Genomic DNA, 22,263 nt, shown 5'->3' on the forward strand with positions numbered 1-22,263 from the left:
CCGGTAACGCGGTGTCCATCGCCGGCAGGAGGGGAATGGGCGGCGACTGCCCGGGTAGCCAGCCAGGTGGAGAGCGGACAGATCAGCGACTACGGTTTCCTCGCCGACGGCCGCAGCGCGGCGCTGGTGGACGCCTCGGGCTCGGTCAACTGGTGGTGCCCGGGCCGCTTCGACGCCCCGTCGGTGTTCGGGCGGCTGCTCGACGACAACGCCGGGCACTGGTCCATCCAGCCCGAGGGCGACTACCGGGTCGAGCGCTCCTACCTTGAGGACACCCTGGTGCTGCGGACGGTCTTCCACACCGCGCACGGGGAGGTCGCGCTGACCGACGCGCTCGCCTTCGAGCCCGGCTCACGCGGTCACGACATCGGTCTGCACTCGCCGCAGGTGCTGGTCCGTTCGGTGGAGGGCCTGTCCGGTTCGGTGCCGATGCGCGTGCACTACCGGCCGCGTTTCGAGTACGGCCGCACCATCGCGTACCTGATCGAGCGGAAGGACATGCTGGAGGCCATCGCCGGAGCCGCCCGACTCACCCTGCGCTGCAGCGAGCGGTTGACCGCCCTGGACGGCGAGGCCGCCGGGACGTTCACCGTCCGAGCCGGCACGAGACACAACTTCACCCTCGGGTACGCCCCGACCTACGACGCCCCGCTGCCCGAGGTGCCGGACGCCGATCGGACCATCGCCGACACCGTCGCGGGTTGGCGTTCCTGGTCGACCGGACACCCCTACGACGGGCTCTACCCCGAGGAGGTGCGACGCAGCCGGCTGGTGGTGCAGGGCATGACGTACCGGCCCAGCGGAGCGGTGGTGGCCTCGGTGACCACCTCACTACCGGAGAAACTCGGCGGGGACCGCAACTACGACTACCGCTACGTCTGGGTGCGCGACTTCAGCCTGACCCTGCGGGCGCTGTGGCGGACGGCGTGCCTGGACGAGGTGCAGCGGCAGTTCGCCTGGTTGGGCCGGGCGATGGGCCGCATCGACGACAGGCCGGTGCCCATCATGTACGGGGTGCTGGGGGAGCGGGACCTCACCGAGCACCGCCTGGAACAGCTCGCCGGCTACCGCGACAGCCCACCCGTGGTGATCGGCAACGACGCGTGGCAGCAGCGGCAGACCGACATCTTCGGCGAGGCGATGGATGCCGCCTGGTTGATGCGCGACAAGCTGGAGCCGCTGGACCCGGAGGTGCAGCACGTGCTCCGCGTGCTCGCCGACCAGGCCGAGCGGGACTGGGAGTTGCCCGATGCGGGCATGTGGGAGGAGCGCGGCGTCCAGCACCACCACGTGTCCTCGAAGGTGCAGTGCTGGGTCGCCCTGGATCGGGCGGTCCGCTTCGGTGACAGGCTCGGCGAGCCGCAGGACGTGGCCCGCTGGGCGGCCGCCCGCGACGCGGTGCGCGCGGAGGTGTTCGAGCGGGGCTGGAACGAGCGGCTCCAGTCGTACACCGGAAGTTTCGAATCCGACGGCCTGGACGCCTCGGTGCTGGTGATGCCGCTGGTCGGGTTCCTGCGGGCCGACGACCCGCGAATGCGCTCGACGATCCGGGCGGTGGAGCAGCGGCTCTCCCACGACGGCCTGCTGCGGCGCTGGGACGGTGACCCGGCGGGTTTTGTGATCTGCTCGTTCTGGCTGGTGTGCTGCCTGGCGTTGGCCGGTGAGCGGGACCGGGCGCACGAGTTGTTCCGAGGGCTGGCGGAGCGGGTCAACGACCTCGGCCTGTTCGCCGAGCAGATCGACCCGCTGACCGGGGAGCAGTTGGGCAACTTCCCGCAGGCGTTCTCCCACATCGGCCTGATCAACGCCGCCGGTGTGCTGACCGACGTCGAGCGGGACCCGACGCTGCGTCAGTGCGGGATGCCCCCGGCGTACTTCTCTCCGGTGGACCGCTGAGCCGGACTTTCGCGGAGATCGTGACAACTTTCTATCTGGCGACGCGAAGTTCTATCGCTTTCCAGTGAAAGACGTTAATGTCCGGGACACCCTGCGGTGCTCCTCCAGTCGGCGGGAGCGGCACCGAGATCCCCCGGACAGCTGGAGGTCTCGTGTCCCGCACACCGCGCCGACGTCTCGTCAGCGCCACCACACTGCTCACCGTCCTGGTCACCCTCTGTCTCGTCCCGCAGGCAAGCGTTCTGCCGGCCGCCGCGTCCCCGGCCCAGGCCGCCGCCCTCGCTCCGCCCGCCACCGCCGGTTTCGAGAAGGTCGCCCTGGATGGCGGCCTGTCCATGGGCGAACCGATCGAACTGGCCGTGGCACCCGACGGCAAGGTCTTCTACATCAACCGGGGCACCAGCAGCGCCGGTGGTCAGGTCCGCCTCTACAACCCGGCGACCAGGTCCACCACAGTGGCCCTCACCCTGGCGCTGGACGCCCGCTTCGAGGACGGCCTGATCGGCATCACCCTGCACCCGAGCTTCGCGAGCAACCGCTGGGTCTACCTCTTCTACTCGCCGAAGGTCACCCCACTGGTCAACCGGATCAGCCGGTTCACCTTCAACCCGTCCACGCTGCTGCTCGATCCGAGCAGCGAGGACATGCTGATCGAGTGGCCCACCGAACGCGATCTCTGCTGCCACTCGGCCGGCTCGATGAGCTGGGACACCGCCGGCAACCTGTACTTCGCCGTCGGAGACAACACCAACTCCGGAGGCGACTCGGCCGGGATGGCCCCGATCGACGAGCGGACGAACCGCAACGCCCAGTACGACGCCCAGCGCACCTCCGGCAACACGAACGACCTGCGCGGCAAGATCAACCGGATCCACCCGGAGAACGACGGCAGCTACACCATTCCCGCCGGCAACCTCTTCGCCGCCGGCACCGCCCTGACGCGCCCCGAGATCTACGTGATGGGTGTGCGCAACCCGTACCGGATCTGGGTGGACCGCAAGGCGAACAACACCCTCTACTGGGGTGAGGTCGGCCCCGACGCCGGCACCGACCTCGCCAACCGTGGCCCGGCGGCCTACGACGAGTTCAACCGGGCCAACGGGCCCGGCAACTACGGCTGGCCGTACTGTGGCGGCCCCAACGTCGCCTACAACGACTGGGACTTCGCCACCGCCACACCGCGTGGTTGGTTCCCCTGCGGCGGCTCGACCGGACCAGTGAACAACTCACCCCGCAACACGGGCGTCCAGCAGCTACCGCCGACGAGACCGGCACTCGTCTGGGAGCAGCACGGCGGCAGTGAGGACTGGCCGGCGCTGGACAACCCGGGCGGATGCGGATCGCCCAACCACGTCGAGGTCTACCACTACGACCCGAACCTCGTCTCGGACGTCAAGTGGCCGGCCTACTACGACAACAAGTGGCTGATCTCCGAGTACTGCCGCAACTGGATCAAGGAGGTCCAGTTCGACAACGGCAACCCGTCCACCGGGGCACCGACAGTCATCGAGCCAGTGCTCGCCGGCATGCAACTCGTCCACCCCATCGACTGGCAGTTCGGCCCGGACGGCTCGCTCTACCTGCTGGAATACGGCAGCGGCTACTTCTCCGGCGCGGTCGACGCCGGTCTCTACAAAATCAACTACGTCCAGGGTGGCCGGTCGCCGGTGGCCAAGGCCACCGTCAACCGGGACAACGGCCTGGCACCCCTCGCGGTGACCTTCTCCAGCGCCGGCAGCTCGGACCCGGACGGCGACCCGCTGACGTACGCGTGGGACTTCACGAACAACGGCAGCACCGACTCGACCGCGGCGAACCCGTCCTTCACGTACTCCGCGAACGGCAGCTACAGCGCCCGGCTCACCGTCAACGACGGCACCGGCCGCAGCGCCACGACGGTGGTGTCGGTGGTGGTCGGCAACAACCGGCCTGTTGTCACGTTGACCGGACTGCCCGCCGGCGGACTCTTCGACTGGGAGCAGGACCTGACGGTGGGCGCCACGGCCAGTGACCCGCAGGACGGCACGCCGGCCTGCTCGGCGGTGGTCGTCCGGGCGGCGCTGGGCCACCAGGAGCACGCCCACGAGGAGGGGGAGGGGACCGGCTGCGGCGCGACCTTCAACACCGGCCCGGTGCACGCCGGCCCCGACTCCGTGCTGTTCTTCGTCCTGCGGGGCAGCTACACCGATCGCGGCGCGACCGGTTCGGTCGCACTCACCGGTGAGCAGGAGATCAGCCTCTACCCGAAACAGTGGCAGGCCGAGCACTTCGTCCAGCTCAACGGACCCAAGGTGATCGACCAGGCGGCGGCCGAGGGTGGCAAGCGGCTGGGTGACGTCCAGAGCGGCGAGAGCGTCCGGCACCACGCGGTGAGCCTCAAGGGGATCACCGGCGTCCGGGCCCGGGTCTCCTCCGGCGGCCCCGGCGGCACCCTCTCCTTCCGGTACGACTCACCGACCGGCACCGAGGTCGCCCGGATCGCGGTGCCGAACACCGGCGGCTGGGACAACTACACCGAACTGAGCGCCACCGTGACCAAACCGGACGACGGCACCCACGACCTGTACCTGGTCGTCACCGGCGGCAGCGGGGCGTTGCTGGACGTGGACAGCTACACCTTCACCGGCCCGGGCGTCGGCACCGGCGGGGCGCGCACCGGTGAGGTCAAGGCCCTCGGCAAGTGCGCGGACATCGCCTCCAGCCAGACCGCGAACGGCACCAAGGTGCAGACCTGGACCTGCAACGGCACCGCCGCCCAGCGCTGGACCCTGCCCGGCGACGGCACGGTGCGGGGGCTCGCCAAGTGCCTGGACGTGAAGGCAAGCGGCACCACCGACGGCACCCTCGTGCAGCTCTACGACTGCAACGGCACCGGGGCCCAGCAGTGGGCCACCCAGTCGGACGGCAGCCTGCGCAACCCCCAGTCCGGGCGTTGCCTGGACATCCCCAACTCGGATCTCACCGACGGACGGCAACTGCGGATCTGGACCTGCAACGGCACCGGGGCGCAACGCTGGACCCTGCCCTGACCGCCCCCTGACCGGCTCGGCACCCGTACCCGAGCGTCGATGACGCACGGGGCCGGGCGGCGGAGGCGGAGCCCGGCCGTCCACCCACGTCCCCCGGGTGGGCGGCCGGGACTCGGGGGACAATGCCGGTTATGCGGCTGGTGCTGACGGCGGACACCCACCTACCCAAGCGGGCCCGGGACCTACCCGGACCCCTCTGGGCGGCCATCGACGCGGCCGACGTGGTGGTGCACGCCGGCGACTGGGTGGACGAGGCCCTGCTCGACGCCATGACGGCGCGATCGCGCCGACTGATCGGGGTGTACGGCAACAACGACGGCCCGGCGCTGCGCGTCCGGCTGCCGGAGGTGGCCCGGGTCGAACTCGACGGCCTGCGGATCGCGGTGGTGCACGAGACGGGCCCCCGGACCGGCCGGGAGAAGCGGTGCGCGGCTCGCTTTCCCGACGTCGACCTGCTGGTGTTCGGGCATTCGCACATCCCCTGGGACACCGAGGCGCCCGGTGGGCTACGCCTGCTCAACCCCGGCTCACCCACCGACCGCCGCTCCCAACCCCACGCCACGTACCTCACCGCCGAGGTGCGCGAGGGCAGCCTGACCGAGGTGAAGCTGCACCCCCTGCCCCGCCCCTGACCGCCACCCCACCCTCGCGCCCGTCTCCCGCGCCTGCCCCGCCCCTGCTCCCTGCTCCCTGCTCCCGCGATCTTGCACTTGTTGTCGTTGTTCTGCGCCTTGCGCGCCTTTTGTCGCGACAGCAAGTGCAAGATCGCGTGGCGGGGTGCGAGCAACGCCGTTGCGGTTGGCGGGACGGGCAGTCCGGTCCGCCGATCATTGAGTTGTGGTGCCTGACTTAGGCGTTTTGCGGGCGGTTTGTCACCCACCACAACTCCATGATCGGCGAGGCAGTGCCGGCTGACGGGCGAGGTGCGGGGTTACTGGCCTCGGCCCGTTTTGGCCTGGAGTTCGTCGATTCGCTTGGACGCCTCGGCCTTGGTCAGGTCGTCCGGGAGGTCGGCGTGGGCCTCCCGGGCCAGCGTGCTCAGGTAGGACTCCTGGGCGGCGGTCGGCGGCTCGTCCCCCGTGACCCACTCGTCCGGGTCCTTGATCGCGGCGTTCTGGTCGGCCTGCTGGTCGGCCTGCTCGGTGCGGCGGTCCGTCATCATCATCACCCTTCCTTTCGAACAGGTGTGCCAGTACCCCGATCGTCGGTGGTTCATGCCCGAACGCCGCCACCTACGATCATCGGATGACGAAGGACCGGTCGAGCGTGGTGGTGGTCGGGGCGGGCATAGCCGGGGTGGCCTGTGCGGTCGAGCTGACCCGGGCCGGGGTGCCGGTGCAGGTCCGGGAGCGGGGGCACGTCTGCGGTGGCCGGATGGCCAGCAAACGCTTCCAGGGCCGCCCCGCGGACATCGGCGCCGCCTACTTCACCGCCACCGACCCGGACTTCGCCGCGCTGGTCGAGCAGTGGCGCGCCGCCGGGCTGGTCCACGAATGGACCGACACCTTCCAGGCGTACGACCGCAGTGGAGACCACGAGGTGGCCGGGCCGATGCGTTACGCCGCTCCCCGTGGGCTTCGCTCGTTGGTCGAGCACCTGGCCGGCGCGGTACCGGTGACCGTCGACCGGCTGGTGCTCACAGTGGAACCCGGCCCGGTCGTCGACGGGCAGTCGTGCGCGGCGGTCGCCCTGGCCATGCCGGGTCCGCAGGCCGCCCTGCTGCTCGACCCGGCCCTGACCGAGGCCACCCGGGTCGTACAGGAGCAACGCTGGTCGCCGTCGCTGGCCGCGGTGCTGCGCTTCCCGACCCGGCGGTGGCCGGACTTCCGGGGCGCGTTCGTCAACGAGCACCCGGTGCTCAACCTCGTCTGCGACGACGGCGACCGGCGCGGTGACGGCGCGCCGGTGCTGGTCGCGCACACCGTGCCGGAGTTCGCGGCCGGGCACCTGGCTCAACCCACCGGGGCCGGCCCGGCGATCGAACAGGCCGTCCGGGACCTGCTCGGGCTGCCCGAGCCGGCCGTCGACGTGCACGTGCACCGTTGGACGTACGCCAAGCCGACCAGCGACGCCGGCGGCGCCACCCACCACCTCGACGCCGACGGGATCGGCCTGGCCGGCGATGCGTTCGGCAAGCCCCGGGTGCAGAGCGCCTGGCGCTCCGGCCGGGACCTGGGCCGTGCGCTGGCCGCCCGCCTCGCCTGAGTCACCCCCTCAGGCGTGCCCGCTCGGCCTGAGTCACACCCTCGGGCGTGTCCGCTCGGCCCGGGTCGCCCGCTCAGGCGTGCCCGGCTGCCGCGACGGGGCGAGCGTCGGCGTCCCGCTCGGCCGGGTCGGAGGTTCGCTCTCCCTCCCGGTCCAGCAGTTGCATGACCGGGGTCGCCGTGATGCCGTGCACCACGACGGAGACGAGCACCACCAGCCCGACGGTCGCCCAGAGCAGTTCGGCCTGCGGGAAGTCGGCCTTGGTGGTGGCGTACGCGAGGTAGTAGAACGAGCCGACGCCGCGGATGCCGAACAACGAGATGACCCAGTGCTCGGCCGGGCGTCCGGGAGCGCCGCGCAACGACAGCCAGCCGATCAGCGGCCGCACCAGGAACACCAGCGCCAGCCCGACGGCGGCTGCCGGCCAGGTCAGCGGGCTCAGCAGACCACCCACTATCGCGCCGCCGAGCAGCAGCAACAGCACCAGGGTGAGCAGCCGTTCGACCTGCTCGGCGAAGTCGTGCAGCACCGAGTGGAACTCGTGGGTCCGTTCGGCGGCCCGAATGGCCCGGGCGGCCACGAACACCGCCAGGAAGCCGTACCCGCCGACCACCTCCACCAGCCCGTACGCCAGGAACGTGGCGGCCAGCGCCAGGAAGCCCTCGGCGTGCCGGGCCAGCCGCAGCTCGCTGGGTGCGCGGAAGAACAGCTTGCCGAGCAACCAGCCGATGAGCAGGCCACCGCCGACGCCGACGCTGATCTTCCACAGCACGTCCACTGTGAACCACTCGGCCAACCAGTCGCTCGGGGCGAGGCTGGTCGAGGCGATGGCGATGGCCGCGTAGACGAACGGGAACGCCAGCCCGTCGTTCAGGCCGGCTTCGGAGGTCAACGCGAAGCGGACCTCGTCCTCGGAATCCTCCACGTCGGTCGGCTCGCCGACCTGCACGTCGGCGGCGAGCACCGGGTCGGTGGGCGCCAGCGCGGCGCCCAACAGCAGCGCGGCGGCCGGCACCAGCCCCGCCCACCACCAGCCGAGCAGGGCCACCGCCGCGATGCACAGGGGCATCGCGATCGCCAGCAGCCGCCAGGTGGACGACCACCGCCGCCAACTCAACGGCCGGTCGATCTTCAGCCCGGCGCCCATCAGCGCGACGATCACCCCGATCTCGGTGAGGTGGGTGGCCAGCTCCGGGTGGGCCAGGGGGTCCGGCGACGGCAGCCCGACCGGCAGCAGGAACACCAGCATGCCGAGGGCGAGGAAGGCGATCGGCATGGACAGCGGGCGGCGATCCAGCACCCTCGGCAGGATGCCCGCGAGCAGGGCTCCCAGGCCCACCAGTGCGAACGCCACATCTACCGGCTCCACGGCACCACCTTTCCGCCCGCACCCGCAAGGTGCGGGCAGGTGGTGACAGTCCTTGCCCCGCAAGGGCTCCGGCTATGCGCGTCGGTGCCGGTGGACCCGAGTGATCCTCACCGGGGTCGGGTGAGCGGCGAGTCAGCCAACTCGTGCAGCAGCGCGGCCGGGTCGTCGTACACCGCCACGGCACCCGCGCCGGCGAGCTCGCCGCGGCTGGTGCCACCGCAGGTCAGGCCCACACACGGAATGCTCAACTTGCCGGCCGCGACGACGTCCCACACCGAGTCGCCGACGAAGACCACCCGCTCGGCGGTCAACCCGGACTGCTCCAACGCGGCGACCAGGATGTCCGGTGCCGGCTTGCTCTGCTCGGCGTCCGCGGAGGAGGTGATCGTGTCGATCACGTCTTCGGCGCCCAGCGCCCGACGAAGCGCGCCCACCTCGGGTTCCGAGGCGGAGGTGGCCAGCACGACACGCAAACCCCGCTCGGCGCAGGCGCGCAACAGGTCGGCCGCCCGGGGTAGCGGCGTGAGTCGTTCCCAGTACTCGGCGTAGAGGGTGTCGTGCGCGTCGCGCAGCTTGGAGTCGGCGTCGCGGTCCCGCTCCGGGCCGAGGAGATGGTCCAGGAGTTTGTCCGATCCCATCCCGATCGAGCGGTGCACCAACGCCATCGGCACCGGCTGATCGGTCTGGCGTAACGCCTCCCACCAGCTCACCGTGTGCAGGTAGGTGGTGTCGACCAGGGTGCCGTCGACATCGAAGAGGACCCCGGCGGGCCGGTTGGTGGCCATTGGCGTCCTCCTGCCATCGGGCGGCTCAGGGCTGCGCGGCCGGCGGCGTGAGGATCTCGAACCAGACCGTGGAGCCCCGGACCGACGGGTCGGTGCCCCAGGCGTCGCTGAGCTCCTCGATCAGGCCGAGGCCGCGCCCGCGACTGCTCAACGTGTCGGTACGGGCCCGGGTCACGGTCCCCCGGGTGCCGGAATCCGCTACCGAGACGAGCAGCCGCTCGGCGCTGAGGTCGATCTCCACCCGGGCAGCCGTGCCGGCGTGCAGCAACGCGTTGGTGGTCAGCTCGCTGGTGCAGAGCACCGCCGCTCCGATCACCGACTCGGGCACCTGCCACTCGGTGAGCTGGCCGGTCAGCCAGTGTCGGACCCGGCTGGGCGCGGTCGGCTCGGCGGGCACCTCCATGCTCGCCGAACGACTCGGCCTGAGCGCGTGCTCGACCGCCAGCACGGCCACGTCGTCCTCCGTGCCGCCCGGGACCGCCGCGGTGGCCACCGCGCAGAGCGCGCGGGGGTCGCCGCTGCCGGCCTTGGCAATGGCGTCGCTCAGGGTGGCCAGCCCGGCGCTCAGGCTCTGCCGGCGACGCTCCACCACCCCGTCGCTGAACAGCAGCAGGGTGTCACCGGGGCGGAACGGAACGGTCGTGGTGCCCGGCCGGCCGCCCAACCCCAGCGGCGGCCCGGCCGGGACGTCGACGTACTCGGCGTGGAACCGACCATCCGGGTCACCGCGGCGGATCAACGGCGCGGGGTGACCGGCGCTGGCCAGGGTCAGCTCCCGCCGCTCCGCGTCGATCACCCCGAACGCGACGGTGACGAACAGCTCGTGGGTGCTGGCCTCCGCGCCGAGGCTGGTCACCAGCCGATCCAGGCCGGCCAGAACAGCGTCGGGCGCCGGGTCGGCCAGGGCCAGAGCGCGCAGCGCGGCCCGGACCTGCCCCATCCGCGCGGCGGCCTGCACGTCGTGCCCGGCGACGTCGCCCAGCACCACGCCGAGCGAGCCGTCGGGCAGCAGGAACGCATCGTAGAAGTCACCGCCGGCCGCGTTGCCGTCCACGCCCGGGTCGTAGCGGGCCGCGATCCGCAACCGGGGAAGATCCGGCAGGTGCTCCGGCAACATGCTGCGCTGCAACAGTTGGGCAGTGCCGTGCTGGGTCTCGAAACGGCGGGCCCGCTCGGCGGCCTGGCCGATCAGCTCGGCGGAGGCGGCCAGCAGCGCTCGTTCGGCGGGGGACCAGGTGTGCGGAACCTGGTAGCCGACCGCCAGCCCGCCGCGGACCACCGAGGTGCCCAGCGGCAGGGCCGCCATCGCGCGGATCTTCTGGTCGTGGCGGTCCACGGCGGTGTCCCGCAGCGGCTGCCCGTCGCGCGTGAACGACGGGGCGCCGGAGCGGGCCGCCTGCACCACCGGGGCCGACCAGTCTGCCGGCGCGCGCCTCCAGAGCGGGGGGAGCCGCTCGTCGGCCTCGTCCAACAACTCGCCACGGACCCGACGCACCATGCGCCAGCCGCCGCCGCCCTCGTCGACGGCGAACGAGGCCTGGTCGGGGTCGAACGTGGTGATCGCGTACCGCAGCGCCACCCGGGCCACGTCGTCGAGGGTGAGGGTGCCGGCGAGCGCCGCGGCCACGGCGCTGAGGCTCTGCAACTGCTCGGTGACGTGGGTGGTCTCGGCCGCGACAGCCAACACGCCGACGATCTGCCCGGCGCTGTCGCGCACCGGTGAGTAGCCCCGGGTGAAGACCGCCTGCTCCACCGTCGCGGAGTGCCCACGGACCAGCGGGAGGGTGGACTCCTTCTCCAGGAAGGGTTCGCCCTGCCGGTAGCAGCGTTCGATCACCGCACCGACGCCGGGCAGCGCCCAGATCTCCGCGAACACCTCGGCGGCCGGACGACCGAGGGCGCTCGGGTGTTTGGTGCCCAGCAGTTCGGCGTAGCCGGCGTTGTAGAGCAGGACGAGGTCGTCGCCGTACGCCAGGGCCATCGGCATCGGCGAGGCGAGGACCAGCTCCACCACCGCCTGCAGGGCGACGTCCCAGTCGTCGGCCGGGCCCAGCGGGGTGTTGGCCCAGTCGTGGGCGAGCACGCCGACGGCCGGGCCGGACCCGGTGCGTCCGCCCGGACCCGGAGTTGCTGGCGTGGGGACCCGCCCGACCGTTCCTGGCATGGTCGCAGCCTAGTCGGCCGACCGGGAAAGGCGTCCGACCACGGCGGCGGGCCGTCGCCGAGTCCGTCGCGGTGGCCATTTGGGCAGTTCAGGGCCCCTGCCCGGAGGTCTGTCGGAAAAAACGCCGCGCGCTGCGCGGAGTGCCGGACCGGTTGCCGGGTATGCGCCCGGCGCAGTCCATGCGACAGGAGGGACATCATGCTGAAAACCCTCGCGGTCCGGCAGGCCGACATCGGCGATGCCATCGCCGACACCTGGAGGTCGGTGCTGCTCTTCATCCCGAAGGCAGTGGCCTTCATCGTCATCCTCGTGGTCGGCTGGCTCATCGCCAGAGCCGTCCTCAAGATCGTGGATACGGTGCTGGAACGGGTGCGCTTCGACCAGGCGGTCGAACGCGGTGGCATCAAACGGGCCCTGGAGAGAACGAAGTACGACGCCAGCGACATTCTGGCCCGACTGGCGTACTACGCCGTACTGCTGTTCACGCTGCAGTTCGCCTTCGGAGTCTGGGGGCCCAACGCGATCAGTGACCTGATCAGCGGCGTGGTGGCCTGGCTGCCGCGCGCGTTCATCGCGATCGTCATCGTGGTGGTGGCGGCCGCGATCGCCAACGCCGTCCGGGATCTGGTCACCGGGGCGTTGGGAGGGCTTTCGTACGGCAAGGTGCTGGCCGACCTGACGGCGATCTTCATCATCGCGCTGGGTGTGATCGCCGCCCTGAACCAGGTGGGTATCGCCACCACGGTGACCACTCCGGTGCTGATCGCGGTACTCGCCACGGTGGCCGGCATCCTGATCGTCGGCGTCGGTGGTGGTCTCGTGAAGCCGATGCAGAACCGCTGGGACGGCTGGCTGGACCGGGCGGCCCGGGAGGCCCGGGCGGTGCAGCAGCAGCGTCAGGCCAACGCGGCCGGGCGTAGCGACGTGGAGCGGCAGATGGCCGACCGCGGGGGTGACCGCACCCAGGCAATGCCTCGGGTGGACGAAGCCCAGCAGTACCGCTCGTAGCGGGCGGAACGGCACGACGGGTGGGAGGGTGTTCCGCGTACGCGCGGGGTGCCCTCTCCTCGCGTGTCAGTGCTGGTCGAGTGCGCGAGCCAGCGCGCAGACCGCGACCAGCCGGGTGAGCAGCCACTCCGGCTCGCTCCAGTCCACCGCCCCGCTGGGCGGCGTCCACCCGTGCTCCAGCGCGGCGGCGCGCACCCCCTTGGCGTAGCCGGCGAGCGCCGCGGAGGTCAGCGGCGTGCGGTCGCCGTCGAGGCTGTCCCGGACGGCCGCCGCATGCTGGTCGACGAGGGCCAGCAGCCCCGGGCGCGCGGCGGCGGCGGCGAGCCCGACAGTGCCCACGGAGACGGTGAGGGCGGCCAGGGTGGACCGCGCCGAGTCGACGGCGGTACGGGAGGCGACCCGGTTGAACGGCACACGCATGGTGACCGAGGCTAACCGACCAGTGACCGCGTCGACCTCGTCCGCTCGGCGGATGTCGGCTGCACCACTGGGGCGCTCGCCGCTGACCTGGGGGATTGATCCGGCACAGACGGGGCAGCAGGAGAACGCCCAGCTTTGACCGCACCCCCCACGGAGGCACGGATGGGACAGCAGGCGGACGGACCCGACGAGCGGCACCGGCGGCCGGACGGCGTCAGCGACGCGACGGTGGCCGCGCTCGGCAAGCTCAGCGAGGCGCTGGAGTGTGTGGAGCGGGCCCGGGGGCATCTCTACTCGATGCACCAGTTGATCGGTCATGCCGACCTGATGCTCGACGACGCTGTGGAACAGTTCCAGGCCGCCGGGCATCCGCGCCTCGCCGACCGGATCGCCACCGAGTTGCGCGGCCGCAACGTCATCGCCGGACGGTGGACGTTTCAGATCGTCGAGGACTTCGACGACGGCTACCACGCGCTGTTCCGGGAGTTGGACCAGCAGGCCCGCGACGAGTTGGTGGGTGGGCGGCGCCATCTCTACGAGGCGGAGATGAAGGAACACCGCAGTAGCCGGGGCCGGCCAGGCCACGAGGCCCGGCCGGATGGCGGAGGCTAGTCGCTTGTCGCGTTGGCCGGGCGACGCCGTGCCGCGTCGTCGGCGATGATCACGGTGGCCACCATCAGCGCGACGCACAGGCTGAACAGCCACGACTCGTCGGCGACGACCCAGGCGGAAACGGGTGCCTGAAGCGCGGCCAGCAGGAAGCCGAGCCAGGCGAGTTTGCGCTGACGCGTGGAGAGGATTCCGGAGCCTTGATGCATTCCGAAATTCTTACGCGAACCGGCCGCCTTGCCGTCCTCCGATCGGCCGATTCTGGATGAGCTGTCCATTTTCTCGACCGTACGGGCACGACTTCTTTGCGCCGCGAGCGATCGGGTGCCGGCGGCGCTAGGGTGCCCCTGCGGCAGGATGGTTTCTCGTGTCCACCACGCCCGCGCGTCCCCGCGCCGCACTGCTCCTGCTGTCCTACCTGGCGTTCGTCAGTCTCGGCCTGCCCGACGGCCTGCTCGGCGTCGCCTGGCCCTCGATCCGAGGCGACTTCGACGTGCCGACCGAGGCCGTCGGGTGGGTGCTCACTGCCGGCACCGTCGGTTATCTCACCTCCAGCGTGCTGGCCGGCTTCACGCTGGCCCGGGTCGGCGTGGGCGCCCTGCTCGCCGGTAGCACCCTGCTGGCCAGCCTGGCGTTGACCGGCTACTCGGTGAGCCCCGGGCTGGCGGCGCTGGTGGGCTGTGCGCTGCTGCTGGGGCTGGGCTCCGGCGCTGTCGACTCGGGGCTCAACGCGTACGCCGCCGGGGCCTTCGGGCCCCGCCACATGAACTGGTTGCACGCCTTCTTCGGTCTCGGCGTGGCCATCGGTCCACTGATCATGACCGCGGTGCTGAGCGCCGGGCTCGCCTGGCGCTGGGGGTACGGCATCGTGGCCGCCGCCCAACTCGTCCTCGCCGCCGCGTTCGCGTTCACCGTGCGGGCCTGGCGGCGTGGCGGTCCAGCCAGCGCCGAGGCGGGTGACGCCATCCAGGGCGTGCCCGCCGCCGCGGATTCCGGGCCGGCGTCCACCGTCCAGGTCCCGGTGAGGGACACGCTGCGGCTGCCGGCGGTCTGGTCGGGGACGCTCGCCTTCGTGCTGTACGTGGCGATCGAGGTGTCCGCGGGGCTGTGGGCGTTCCTGCTGCTGACCGAGGGGCGTGGGCTCAGCGCGGCGGTGGCCGGCGGCTGCGTCTCCGCGTACTGGGGCAGTCTCTTCGTGGGCCGGGTCGTGCAGGGTCTGGTGGCCGAGCGCCTGGGGGCGGGGCTGGTGTTGCGCGTCAGCCTGGCCGGGATGGCCGTCGGCACGGCGCTGATCGCCGTTCCCGGGCCGGCGGTCCTTGCGGTGCTCGGCCTGGTCGTCGTCGGTTTCGCCGCCGCACCGGTGTTTCCGCTGCTCACCCTCACCACCGCCGAACGGGTCGGCGCGGCGCACGCGGACCGCGCCATCGGCCTCCAGATCGGCGCCGCTGGCATTGGTGCGGCGCTCGTCCCGGCCGGGCTGGGCGTGCTGATCGGCAAAACCTCGGTGGAGGTGCTGGGATCGGCCCTGCTGGTGCTCGCGTTGGCGCTGATCGCGCTCTACGAGTGGGGCGCGCGCCGGCCGGCTGCGGGACGTCCCGTGCCGGTGGTGCCCGCCCAGCCCGGAAGCGATCCTCAGACGTCGGGCCCGGTACGGCCGGTCGTGGACGGGCGGTAGGCGCGCTGCGGGTCGGTGGCCTCGCGGCTGTTGCCCTGGGCCTGTCCGTCGTGGTCCGACGCGGCCGGCCCGTGCCCGAACGCGGCCTCCTCGCCGGCGTCGTTTCCCGTCACGTCGTCGGCCTGCCCGTCGAGGCTGGAGCCCGACACGGCGCGCTCCAACTCCTCCAACGGAAGCCGCTCCTCGTCCCGCCACACCCTGATGTTGTCGTCGGTCATACCTTCAGCCGTACCCGGGCACGATGATCGCAAACGGTGCCCGCCGAGCAGGCTCGGACACGGCGATGGCCGCCGGGATACCGGCGGCCACCTCAGGTCACTGCTGCCCGGGGTCACGGCTGCGGACGGTCCACCTGCCCGCGCCACGCGCCGGTCTCCTGACCACGCCGCTCGATGTAGGTCTTGAACCGCTCCAGGTCGCCCTTGGCCCGTCGGTCGACGATGCCGAGCTTGTCGCCGGCCTGCTCGACCACGCCGTGCGGCTCGAACTCGAGCTGCAGGGTGACCCTGGTCTTGTCCTGGTCCAGTCGGTGGAAGGTCACCACGCCGGCCTGCTGCGTGCCGTCGGTCGAGCGCCAGGCGACCCGCTCGTCGGGGAGCTGTTCGGTGATCTCCGCGTCGAACTCGCGCTTCACCCCGGCGATGTCCACGGTCCAGTGGGTCATCGTGTCGGAGAGCTGCCGGACCTCCTGCACACCCTCCATGAACTGGGGGAACTCCTCGAACTGCGTCCACTGGTCGTACGCGGTGCGTACGGGTACGGACACGTCCACGTGTTCGGTAACGCCACTCATCGGGGAACCTCCTTCAGTCGCCGGTGGATTGCCGGATCGGGGGCGATCCTGGTCACCAGCGAGTTGTCTCGTTCTTGTTGCCCAGCGCCGCCCACACCTCGGAGACCGTCTGGTAGACGGTGCCCTCGGGCAGCCGTTCCAGGGCCGCCACGATGTCGTCCGGCGCCTCGTTCTCACGGGCGCTGGCAATGAGCACCAGACGGTCGCCCGGCAGCGCGCTCATCGAGATGAACCGGCCGAGCCGGCTGCGCTGCTCGACGTCCGTAGAGCTCATGCCCTGCGGGGTGCCGGTGCGCAGGTCGCCGGCCGGGGCGGTGGTCGTCTCCGGCTGGTCCTCGCCAGCCGGTTCCGGCACCCGCGACTCGTCGACTCGAGAGCCACCGGTCCCCGGCCCCTGTACGAGGCCGCTGACCTCCTGACTCATCTGTTCGTCGATCCTCGGTCCGTGCTTGCTGTTGCCACGCTCCATGCCTTCTGCGCTACCCGGCACCCCACCCGATAAACCGGCACCGGGCCACGAACCGGCCCTCGGCCCGACGGCGAAACGGACACCGGGCCGGACGGGGGCTCACTCGTCGGCGGGTTTGCGGGGCGGCAGCACCGGCTCGTCCGGGTTCGGGTCGCCGGCCTGCAACTGCCGCCCGCGCTGCACCTCGGAGTTGATCTGCACGCCCAGCATCAGTGCCGAGTTGGACAGGTAGAGCCAGACCAGGAACGCGATGGCCGCCCCGAGGCTGCCGTAGGTGGTGTTGTACGAGCCGAAGTTGGCCACGTAGAGGCCGAAGCCGAAGGAGGCCGCCGCCCAGGAGATCAGGGCCACGGCGCCGCCCGGGGTGAGCCAGCGGAACCGGGGCTGGCGCACGTTCGGCGCGATCCAGAACAGCAGGGACAGCAGCGCCATCATGATCATGGCGAGGACCGGCCACTTCGCCACGCTCCACGTCGTGCGGGCCAGGCCGCCGGCGTTGACCAGGTCGCCGACCGCATCGGTGACCGGCCCACTGACGATCAGGGCGAGGGCGACCACAGCGAGCAGCACCAACGTGATCGCCGCCAGGCCGATCTGCAGCGGCCGGAGCTTCCAGACCGGGCGGCCCTCGGTCACCCCGTAGACGGCATTGGAGGCGCGGGTGAACGCGCCGATGAAGCCCGACGCGGACCACAGCGCGCCGAGCAGACCGAAGCTGAGCAGAAGCTTCGGGTTGCTCTGCTCCAGCACCACGGAACGGATCACCTTCAGCACGCCGCCCTCGTCGTCGCTGAGCACCGCCCCGGCACCGACCTGGTTGGCCAGGTCGACCACGGTGTCCAGGGTCCGCTCGCCGTCGGAGACCAGGCCGACCAGCGCCACCACCACGATGGCGGACGGGAAGAGCGCCAGGACGCCGTAGTAGGTCAGCGCGGCGGCCCAGTCGGAGCAGTTGTCGTTGACGAAGTTCTGCACGCTGCGGACCAGCACTCCGCGCCAGGTACGCCAGCTCAGCTGCCGCATCCGTCGGGGCACCCGGGTGTGCTGTGTGCCGTCGAGCGTCGTACCCGGCTCCGTGGTCGTCATGCCCGCTCCCTGCGCCCCGGCCGCCGGATGACCGGTCGTCCGGTCTGGCCTGGCCCGCCGGTACCCGGTTGGTGAAATCGACAAACCCGCCCGGTGCCCGACCGCCGCCGCTATGGTTTGCCGCCCGGTCACCGGGGAACGGTCACAGTGACCCTGTCGACACGGAGGAGGACGAGATGCCCGGGCGCGAAGACCTGCCCAGCACGCTGCGACGCTCCCCGGAGAAGGCGCAGCGCACCTGGGAGAAGACGCACGACTCGGCGGTGGAGACCTACGGCGAGGGGGAGCGGTCGCACCGCACCGCCTTCGCCGCGGTGAAGCATCAGTTCGAGAAGGTGGGCGACCACTGGGAGCCGAAGGGCCGCAAGGGCCCCAGCGACCAGCAGGCCGCCGGTGGCGGGCCGGAACGACGGGCCCCCACCGCTGGTGGCGTCGACGCCAACGCCACCAAGGACCACCTGATGTCGGTGGCCCGCAAACTCGACGTGCCCGGGCGGTCCAGCATGACCAAACCGGAGCTGGTCACGGCCATCGAGAAGGCCAACGACCGCGCCACCCGCAAGGCCCGCGGCGACTGATCGCCGCCGCACCCGAGCACACAACCGACGCGGTACGGGCGGACGCTCCACCCCTGCGTCCGCCCGTGCTGTTCTCACCAGTGCCCGCCCCCCGGCGCCTCGATGTGCACCGCCTTCGTCGCGGTGAACTCGTCCAGCAGTTCCGGGCCGTACCCGAAGCCCTGCCCGCTGGCGCGGCGCGGATGCGCGGCACCCCCCGGCGCACCCCCGAACACCGCGTTGACCTTGACCGTGCCCACCGGCAGCTCCCGCCACGCCCGCTGCGCGTGACTCATCGACGGGGTCAACACAGTGGCGGCCAGCCCGTACGGGGAGTCCGCGGCGCAGCGCAGCGCCTCGTCGAACGAGTCGACCACCACCACCGGTGCGACCGGCCCGAAGGTCTCCTCCCGGACCAGCGGCATGTCGTGGCGACAGTCGGTGACGACGGTGGCCGGGTAGAACGCCCCCGGTCCGTCCGGCACCTCGCCGCCCACCCGCACGCGTGCGCCGTCCGCCAGCGCGGCAGCCACCTGGCCGTGCACGTGGTCCCGGTGCCGTCGGTCGACCAGCGGCCCCAGCTCGGTGCCCGGGTCCCGGCCCGGCCCGGCCCGCAGCGCTGCGGCGAGTCGGACCAGCGCGGCCACGAAATCGTCGGCCACCTCCCGGTGCACGTAGAGCCGCTCCACCGCCACGCAGATCTGCCCGGCGTTGGCGAACGCGCCGAGCGCGGCCTGCTCCGCCGCCCACTCGGGGTCGACGCCCGCGTCCACGATCAGCGGGTCACTGCCGCCGTTCTCCAGGAGCACCTTCGCCCCGGTACGGGCCGCCGCGGCGGCGATCGCCCGCCCGGTCGCTGTGGAACCCACGTGGGCGACCACGTCGACGTCCTGCGCCGCCAGCGCCGCACCCACCTCCGGGCCGCCGGTGAGCAGCGACAACACCCCGGCCGGCAGTGCCTCGTCCAGTGCTCGGGCCAGCAGCCAACCCGTCGCCGGTGTGCGCTCGCTCGGCTTGTAGAGCACCACGTTCCCGGTCACCAGGGCCGCTCCGAGCAGTCCACAGGAGACCGCCACCGGGTCGTTCCAGGGGGTGATCGCCGCGACCACCCCGCGTGGCTGCGGGGTCAGGAAGTCCAGCGCGGCCGTCTCGCCGTTCAGCGTGCGCCCGCCGCGCAGCGGCGCCAGTTCCGCATACTGTCGCAGGGTGCCGATCCCCGCCTCGACGCCTCCGCGGGCGTCCGCCAACGGCTTGCCCATCTCCGCGGTGACCGCCGCCGCCAACTCATCGATGACCGCCTCCACCGCGTCCGCGGCCCGGTGCAGCGCCGCCGCCCGTTCCGCCGGGGCGGTCGCCGCCCACTGGGTCGCCGCGTTGCGGGCCGCCTGGGTCGCCTTGCCCACCTCGTCGGAGGTGGCCACCGGCACCGTGCTCACCGGCGTGTCGTCCGCCGGATCACGCACCACCAGTTCGCCGCCGTCGCCGCCCGCACCCCACACCCCGCCCACCAGCTGCGCAACCGTGTACATGCGGCGCTGGATGCCCCGGCCTCGACGAGGCAAACGCGTTTCGCCCGGTTGCGCGCCGGGTAGGCGGATCCGATGACAACCACCACCGCGCCGAGCGCGGACGCCGTCATCGTCGGGGCCGGGCACAACGGCCTGGTGGCGGCCAACCTGCTGGCCGACGCCGGCTGGGACGTGGTGGTGCTGGAGGCGACCGCGGTGCCCGGCGGCGCGGTCCGCTCCGCCGAGGTCACCGCGCCCGGCTACCTGAGCGACCTCTACAGCTCGTTCTACCCCCTCGGGTACGCCTCGCCGGTGCTGGGTGGCCTGGACCTGGGTAGACACGGGCTGTCCTGGCGGCATTCGCCGGACGTGCTGGCGCACCTGCTGCCCGACGGTCGAGCCGCGGTGATCAATCGGGATCCGGACGTCACCGCCGCGTCGCTGGAGCAGTTCGCCCCCGGGGACGGTAAGCGCTGGCTCAACGCGTACACCGACTGGCTCGACGTGGCCGAGCCGATGCTGGAGGCGATCACCTCGCCGTTCCCGCCGGTACGCGGCGGGCTGGGCCTCCTGCGTCGGCTGCGCGTCGCCGGCGCGCTGCGACTCGCGCGCCGGCTCGTCGTACCGGTCCGCAAACTTGGCGACGAACTCTTCGACGGTCCCGGCGGGCCGGCCCTGCTGGCCGGCTGTGCCCTGCACACCGACCTGTCCCCGGAGGAGGCCGGCTCCGGGGTGTACGGCTGGCTGCTGGCCATGCTCGGCCAGCAGATTGGCTGGCCGGTGCCCGACGGCGGCGCGCAGCAGATCACCAACGCACTGGTGGATCGGCTACAGGCGCGCGGCGGGACGATCCTCTACGGCGCTCCGGTCGACCGGGTGCTCACCGCCCGAGGCCGGGCGATGGGGGTCCGCACCGTCGGCGGCGCGCTGTGGCGGGCCCGGCGGGCCGTGCTCGCCGACGTGCCGGCGCCGGCGCTCTACCTCGACCTGGTCGGCGCCGCGGCACTGCCGTCCCGGCTGGTGGAGGACCTGGCGCACTTCCGGTGGGACGGCTCCACGCTGAAGGTGGACTGGGCGCTCTCCGCGCCGGTGCCCTGGACGAACCAGCAGGTGGCCGGCGCCGGCACCGTTCACCTCGGCGCGGACCTGAACGGGCTCACCCACTACGCCAGCGAGTTGGCCCGTGGCGAGCTGCCCCGCGACCCGTTCCTGCTGGTCGGGCAGATGTCGGTGGCGGACCCGAGCCACTCCCCGCCGGGCACCGAGTCGCTGTGGTCGTACACCCACCTGCCGTTCCGGCGGAACTGGCGGGCCGAGGAGGTCGCCGGGCACGTGCAGCGGATGGAGGACGTGCTGGAGGCGGCGGCCCCGGGTTTCCGCAGCCTGATCGTGGGCCGACACGTGGCCGGGCCGGCCGATCTGGAGAAGGGCAACCCGAGCCTGGTCGGTGGCACGCTCGGCGGCGGGACCGCCGCCGCGTACCAGCAGCTCTTCCTGCGCCCGATCCCTGGCCTGGGCCGGGCGGACACCCCGGTGGACCGGCTCTTCCTGGCCAGCGCGTCGGCGCACCCCGGCGGCGGTGTGCACGGCGCGCCCGGCGCGAACGCCGCCCGGGCGGCCCTGGCCCGCGACCGAGCGCTCACCGGCCGCGCGTACGCCGCAGCCATCACCACCGCCCACCGCGCCATCTACCCCACCTAAACCACCGCCACCCGGAACCCCCGGAACCGCCCGCCGCCGTCGATCATGGAGTTGTGGTGGGTGACAAAGCACCTGCCCGGGTTCTAAACGGGCACCACAACTCCATGATCGACCGGGGCCGGGGCCGGGGCCGGGGCTGGGGCTGGGGCGGGGGCGGGCTTTTAGCGGGTTATGTTGCGGTGTTTGCTGCGGAGGCGGAAGGGCATCAGGGCGCTCTCCACCTTGGTCGCGGTGGTCATCTTGGAGACGCCGTCGCGCCGCTCCTCGAAGCGGATCGGCACCTCCAGGATGGTGTGCCCCAGCTTGGTGGCGAGGTAGTGCATCTCCACCTGGAAGCTGTAGCCGTTGGACTGCACCCGCTCCAGGTCGATGTCGCGCAGGGCTTCGGCCCGCCAGATCTTGAACCCGGCCGTGAGGTCCCGGATGCGTACCCGCAGCAGGGTGTGCACGTAGAGGTTGGCCCAGCCGCTGAGCGCCCTGCGGTAGAGCGGCCAGTTCTCGTCCAGCTCGCCGCCGGGCACGTAGCGGGAACCGATCACCACGCTGGCCTGGGTGGAGAGCAGCGCGCCGAGCATCCCCGGCAGCGCCTCGGGCGGGTGCGAGAGGTCGGCGTCCATCTGCGCCACGTACTCGGCGCCGCCCTCGATCGCGCGGGTCATCCCGTCCACGTACGCCCGGCCGAGGCCCTCCTTGCCGGCGCGGTGCACGACCTCGATCCGGTCGGGGTTCTCGATGGCCAACTTGTCGGCCACCTCCCCGGTGCCGTCGGGGGAGTTGTCGTCGGCGACGAGGATGCGCAGCCCTGGCAGCGGCAGCGCGAGCAGTCGCTCGACCAGCGTCGGAAGGTTGCCCGCCTCGTTGTAGGTGGGCACGACGACGGTCAGGCGTGCGTCCCGCCACGGCGACGGCAACTGCACCGGCTTGATCATGTCGGTCATCCTCGGTTTGCGGACAAGGGTCATGGAAAGGGTATCTAGTTCCCGCATTCG

The 22,263-nt window shown here is 71.9% G+C and carries 21 protein-coding genes; 9 read left to right on the forward strand and 12 right to left on the reverse strand.

From position 1 onward, the window contains the following. The first annotated feature begins 66 nt into the window (after positions 1 to 66). The 3 genes from ABZU43_RS15695 (at position 67) to ABZU43_RS15705 (ending at position 5,557) form a co-directional block, all read left to right on the forward strand. Positions 67 to 1,896 carry a glycoside hydrolase family 15 protein gene (locus tag ABZU43_RS15695; protein WP_355007210.1) on the forward strand — a complete coding sequence of 610 codons (1,830 nt, stop codon included), beginning with the start codon at positions 67 to 69 and terminating at the stop codon, positions 1,894 to 1,896. Between the two features lie 152 nt (positions 1,897 to 2,048). After that, entirely contained in the window at positions 2,049 to 4,925 is a 2,877-nt protein-coding gene (locus ABZU43_RS15700; RefSeq protein ID WP_355007211.1) for a ricin-type beta-trefoil lectin domain protein, read from the forward strand. Between the two features lie 131 nt (positions 4,926 to 5,056). Beyond that, positions 5,057 to 5,557 carry a metallophosphoesterase gene (locus tag ABZU43_RS15705; RefSeq protein ID WP_355007212.1) on the forward strand — a complete coding sequence of 167 codons (501 nt, stop codon included), beginning with the start codon at positions 5,057 to 5,059 and terminating at the stop codon, positions 5,555 to 5,557. A 299-nt stretch (positions 5,558 to 5,856) separates the two neighbouring features. Here the strand turns inward: ABZU43_RS15705 and ABZU43_RS15710 are convergent, their stop codons facing one another. Beyond that, positions 5,857 to 6,087, reverse strand: a complete 231-nt coding sequence (locus ABZU43_RS15710) for a DUF3072 domain-containing protein (RefSeq protein ID WP_355007327.1) — start codon at positions 6,085 to 6,087, stop codon at positions 5,857 to 5,859. Between the two features lie 104 nt (positions 6,088 to 6,191). On the opposite strand from ABZU43_RS15710, the gene ABZU43_RS15715 reads away from it, so the two are divergent. Further along, complete coding sequence (locus ABZU43_RS15715; RefSeq protein WP_355007328.1) at positions 6,192 to 7,130, forward strand: FAD-dependent oxidoreductase; 939 nt, start codon at positions 6,192 to 6,194, stop codon at positions 7,128 to 7,130. Positions 7,131 to 7,203: 73 nt separating this feature from the next. Here ABZU43_RS15715 and ABZU43_RS15720 read toward each other — a convergent pair whose 3' ends face one another. From ABZU43_RS15720 to ABZU43_RS15730, 3 genes are all read right to left on the reverse strand, one after another. After that, on the reverse strand, positions 7,204 to 8,499 hold the full coding sequence (locus ABZU43_RS15720) for a cation:proton antiporter (RefSeq protein WP_355007213.1): 1,296 nt from the start codon (positions 8,497 to 8,499) through the stop codon (positions 7,204 to 7,206). Positions 8,500 to 8,606: 107 nt separating this feature from the next. Continuing rightward, on the reverse strand, positions 8,607 to 9,284 hold the full coding sequence (locus tag ABZU43_RS15725; RefSeq protein WP_355007214.1) for an HAD family hydrolase: 678 nt from the start codon (positions 9,282 to 9,284) through the stop codon (positions 8,607 to 8,609). Positions 9,285 to 9,309: 25 nt separating this feature from the next. Next, positions 9,310 to 11,448, reverse strand: coding sequence for a SpoIIE family protein phosphatase (locus tag ABZU43_RS15730; RefSeq protein WP_355007215.1), 2,139 nt, complete (start codon positions 11,446 to 11,448; stop codon positions 9,310 to 9,312). A 198-nt stretch (positions 11,449 to 11,646) separates the two neighbouring features. On the opposite strand from ABZU43_RS15730, the gene ABZU43_RS15735 reads away from it, so the two are divergent. Beyond that, complete coding sequence (locus tag ABZU43_RS15735) at positions 11,647 to 12,456, forward strand: hypothetical protein (protein WP_355007216.1); 810 nt, start codon at positions 11,647 to 11,649, stop codon at positions 12,454 to 12,456. A gap of 66 nt (positions 12,457 to 12,522) precedes the next feature. Here ABZU43_RS15735 and ABZU43_RS15740 read toward each other — a convergent pair whose 3' ends face one another. Then, a complete protein-coding gene (locus ABZU43_RS15740; protein ID WP_355007217.1) occupies positions 12,523 to 12,876 on the reverse strand; it encodes a DUF6401 family natural product biosynthesis protein in 354 nt (117 codons plus the stop codon). Positions 12,877 to 13,038: 162 nt separating this feature from the next. Between ABZU43_RS15740 and ABZU43_RS15745 the strand changes: the two genes are divergently transcribed. After that, positions 13,039 to 13,488, forward strand: coding sequence for a hypothetical protein (locus ABZU43_RS15745; RefSeq protein ID WP_355007218.1), 450 nt, complete (start codon positions 13,039 to 13,041; stop codon positions 13,486 to 13,488). Here the strand turns inward: ABZU43_RS15745 and ABZU43_RS15750 are convergent. Continuing rightward, complete coding sequence (locus ABZU43_RS15750; protein WP_355007219.1) at positions 13,485 to 13,763, reverse strand: hypothetical protein; 279 nt, start codon at positions 13,761 to 13,763, stop codon at positions 13,485 to 13,487. The genes ABZU43_RS15745 and ABZU43_RS15750 overlap by 4 nt on opposite strands. Before the next feature lie 89 nt (positions 13,764 to 13,852). Between ABZU43_RS15750 and ABZU43_RS15755 the strand changes: the two genes are divergently transcribed. Beyond that, on the forward strand, positions 13,853 to 15,160 hold the full coding sequence (locus ABZU43_RS15755) for an MFS transporter (protein WP_355007220.1): 1,308 nt from the start codon (positions 13,853 to 13,855) through the stop codon (positions 15,158 to 15,160). Here ABZU43_RS15755 and ABZU43_RS15760 read toward each other — a convergent pair. The 4 genes from ABZU43_RS15760 to ABZU43_RS15775 all read right to left on the reverse strand — a co-directional run bounded on the left by ABZU43_RS15760 (position 15,118) and on the right by ABZU43_RS15775 (position 17,508). Further along, positions 15,118 to 15,378 (reverse strand): hypothetical protein, encoded by a 261-nt coding sequence (locus ABZU43_RS15760; RefSeq protein ID WP_355007221.1) that lies wholly within the window; start codon positions 15,376 to 15,378, stop codon positions 15,118 to 15,120. The genes ABZU43_RS15755 and ABZU43_RS15760 overlap by 43 nt on opposite strands. Positions 15,379 to 15,491: 113 nt before the next feature. Further along, positions 15,492 to 15,953: an SRPBCC family protein gene (locus ABZU43_RS15765; RefSeq protein ID WP_091401658.1), complete on the reverse strand. Its 462-nt coding sequence runs from the start codon at positions 15,951 to 15,953 to the stop codon at positions 15,492 to 15,494. Between the two features lie 52 nt (positions 15,954 to 16,005). Further along, positions 16,006 to 16,422: a DUF2795 domain-containing protein gene (locus ABZU43_RS15770; protein WP_088947320.1), complete on the reverse strand. Its 417-nt coding sequence runs from the start codon at positions 16,420 to 16,422 to the stop codon at positions 16,006 to 16,008. Between the two features lie 99 nt (positions 16,423 to 16,521). Beyond that, positions 16,522 to 17,508 carry a YihY/virulence factor BrkB family protein gene (locus ABZU43_RS15775; RefSeq protein ID WP_355007222.1) on the reverse strand — a complete coding sequence of 329 codons (987 nt, stop codon included), beginning with the start codon at positions 17,506 to 17,508 and terminating at the stop codon, positions 16,522 to 16,524. Between the two features lie 176 nt (positions 17,509 to 17,684). On the opposite strand from ABZU43_RS15775, the gene ABZU43_RS15780 reads away from it, so the two are divergent. Next, positions 17,685 to 18,086, forward strand: coding sequence for a ChaB family protein (locus ABZU43_RS15780; RefSeq protein WP_210785235.1), 402 nt, complete (start codon positions 17,685 to 17,687; stop codon positions 18,084 to 18,086). A gap of 74 nt (positions 18,087 to 18,160) precedes the next feature. On the opposite strand, the gene ABZU43_RS15785 is transcribed toward ABZU43_RS15780, so the two are convergent. Continuing rightward, complete coding sequence (locus tag ABZU43_RS15785; protein ID WP_355007223.1) at positions 18,161 to 19,594, reverse strand: aldehyde dehydrogenase family protein; 1,434 nt, start codon at positions 19,592 to 19,594, stop codon at positions 18,161 to 18,163. A 72-nt stretch (positions 19,595 to 19,666) separates the two neighbouring features. Between ABZU43_RS15785 and ABZU43_RS15790 the strand changes: the two genes are divergently transcribed. After that, positions 19,667 to 21,274, forward strand: coding sequence for an NAD(P)/FAD-dependent oxidoreductase (locus tag ABZU43_RS15790; protein WP_355007224.1), 1,608 nt, complete (start codon positions 19,667 to 19,669; stop codon positions 21,272 to 21,274). Between the two features lie 161 nt (positions 21,275 to 21,435). Here the strand turns inward: ABZU43_RS15790 and ABZU43_RS15795 are convergent, their stop codons facing one another. Next, on the reverse strand, positions 21,436 to 22,203 hold the full coding sequence (locus ABZU43_RS15795) for a polyprenol monophosphomannose synthase (protein ID WP_355007225.1): 768 nt from the start codon (positions 22,201 to 22,203) through the stop codon (positions 21,436 to 21,438). Between the last annotated feature and the right edge of the window lie 60 nt (positions 22,204 to 22,263).

It is taken from the genome of Micromonospora sp. NPDC005205 (assembly GCF_040608275.1).
Taxonomy (GTDB): domain Bacteria; phylum Actinomycetota; class Actinomycetes; order Mycobacteriales; family Micromonosporaceae; genus Micromonospora.

What these genes read in the sequence shown, in the direction of transcription:
- ABZU43_RS15705 (WP_355007212.1), top strand. Translation starts at nt 5,057, where the DNA reads ATGCGGCTGGTGCTGACGGCGGACACCCACCTACCCAAGCGGGCCCGG.
- ABZU43_RS15710 (WP_355007327.1), bottom strand. Translation starts at nt 6,087, where the DNA reads ATGATGACGGACCGCCGCACCGAGCAGGCCGACCAGCAGGCCGACCAG.
- ABZU43_RS15725 (WP_355007214.1), bottom strand. Translation starts at nt 9,284, where the DNA reads ATGGCCACCAACCGGCCCGCCGGGGTCCTCTTCGATGTCGACGGCACC.
- ABZU43_RS15730 (WP_355007215.1), bottom strand. Translation starts at nt 11,448, where the DNA reads ATGCCAGGAACGGTCGGGCGGGTCCCCACGCCAGCAACTCCGGGTCCG.
- ABZU43_RS15735 (WP_355007216.1), top strand. Translation starts at nt 11,647, where the DNA reads ATGCTGAAAACCCTCGCGGTCCGGCAGGCCGACATCGGCGATGCCATC.
- ABZU43_RS15740 (WP_355007217.1), bottom strand. Translation starts at nt 12,876, where the DNA reads ATGCGTGTGCCGTTCAACCGGGTCGCCTCCCGTACCGCCGTCGACTCG.
- ABZU43_RS15745 (WP_355007218.1), top strand. Translation starts at nt 13,039, where the DNA reads ATGGGACAGCAGGCGGACGGACCCGACGAGCGGCACCGGCGGCCGGAC.
- ABZU43_RS15750 (WP_355007219.1), bottom strand. Translation starts at nt 13,763, where the DNA reads ATGGACAGCTCATCCAGAATCGGCCGATCGGAGGACGGCAAGGCGGCC.
- ABZU43_RS15760 (WP_355007221.1), bottom strand. Translation starts at nt 15,378, where the DNA reads ATGACCGACGACAACATCAGGGTGTGGCGGGACGAGGAGCGGCTTCCG.
- ABZU43_RS15765 (WP_091401658.1), bottom strand. Translation starts at nt 15,953, where the DNA reads ATGAGTGGCGTTACCGAACACGTGGACGTGTCCGTACCCGTACGCACC.
- ABZU43_RS15770 (WP_088947320.1), bottom strand. Translation starts at nt 16,422, where the DNA reads ATGGAGCGTGGCAACAGCAAGCACGGACCGAGGATCGACGAACAGATG.
- ABZU43_RS15775 (WP_355007222.1), bottom strand. Translation starts at nt 17,508, where the DNA reads ATGACGACCACGGAGCCGGGTACGACGCTCGACGGCACACAGCACACC.
- ABZU43_RS15780 (WP_210785235.1), top strand. Translation starts at nt 17,685, where the DNA reads ATGCCCGGGCGCGAAGACCTGCCCAGCACGCTGCGACGCTCCCCGGAG.
- ABZU43_RS15785 (WP_355007223.1), bottom strand. Translation starts at nt 19,594, where the DNA reads ATGTACACGGTTGCGCAGCTGGTGGGCGGGGTGTGGGGTGCGGGCGGC.
- ABZU43_RS15790 (WP_355007224.1), top strand. Translation starts at nt 19,667, where the DNA reads ATGACAACCACCACCGCGCCGAGCGCGGACGCCGTCATCGTCGGGGCC.
- ABZU43_RS15795 (WP_355007225.1), bottom strand. Translation starts at nt 22,203, where the DNA reads ATGATCAAGCCGGTGCAGTTGCCGTCGCCGTGGCGGGACGCACGCCTG.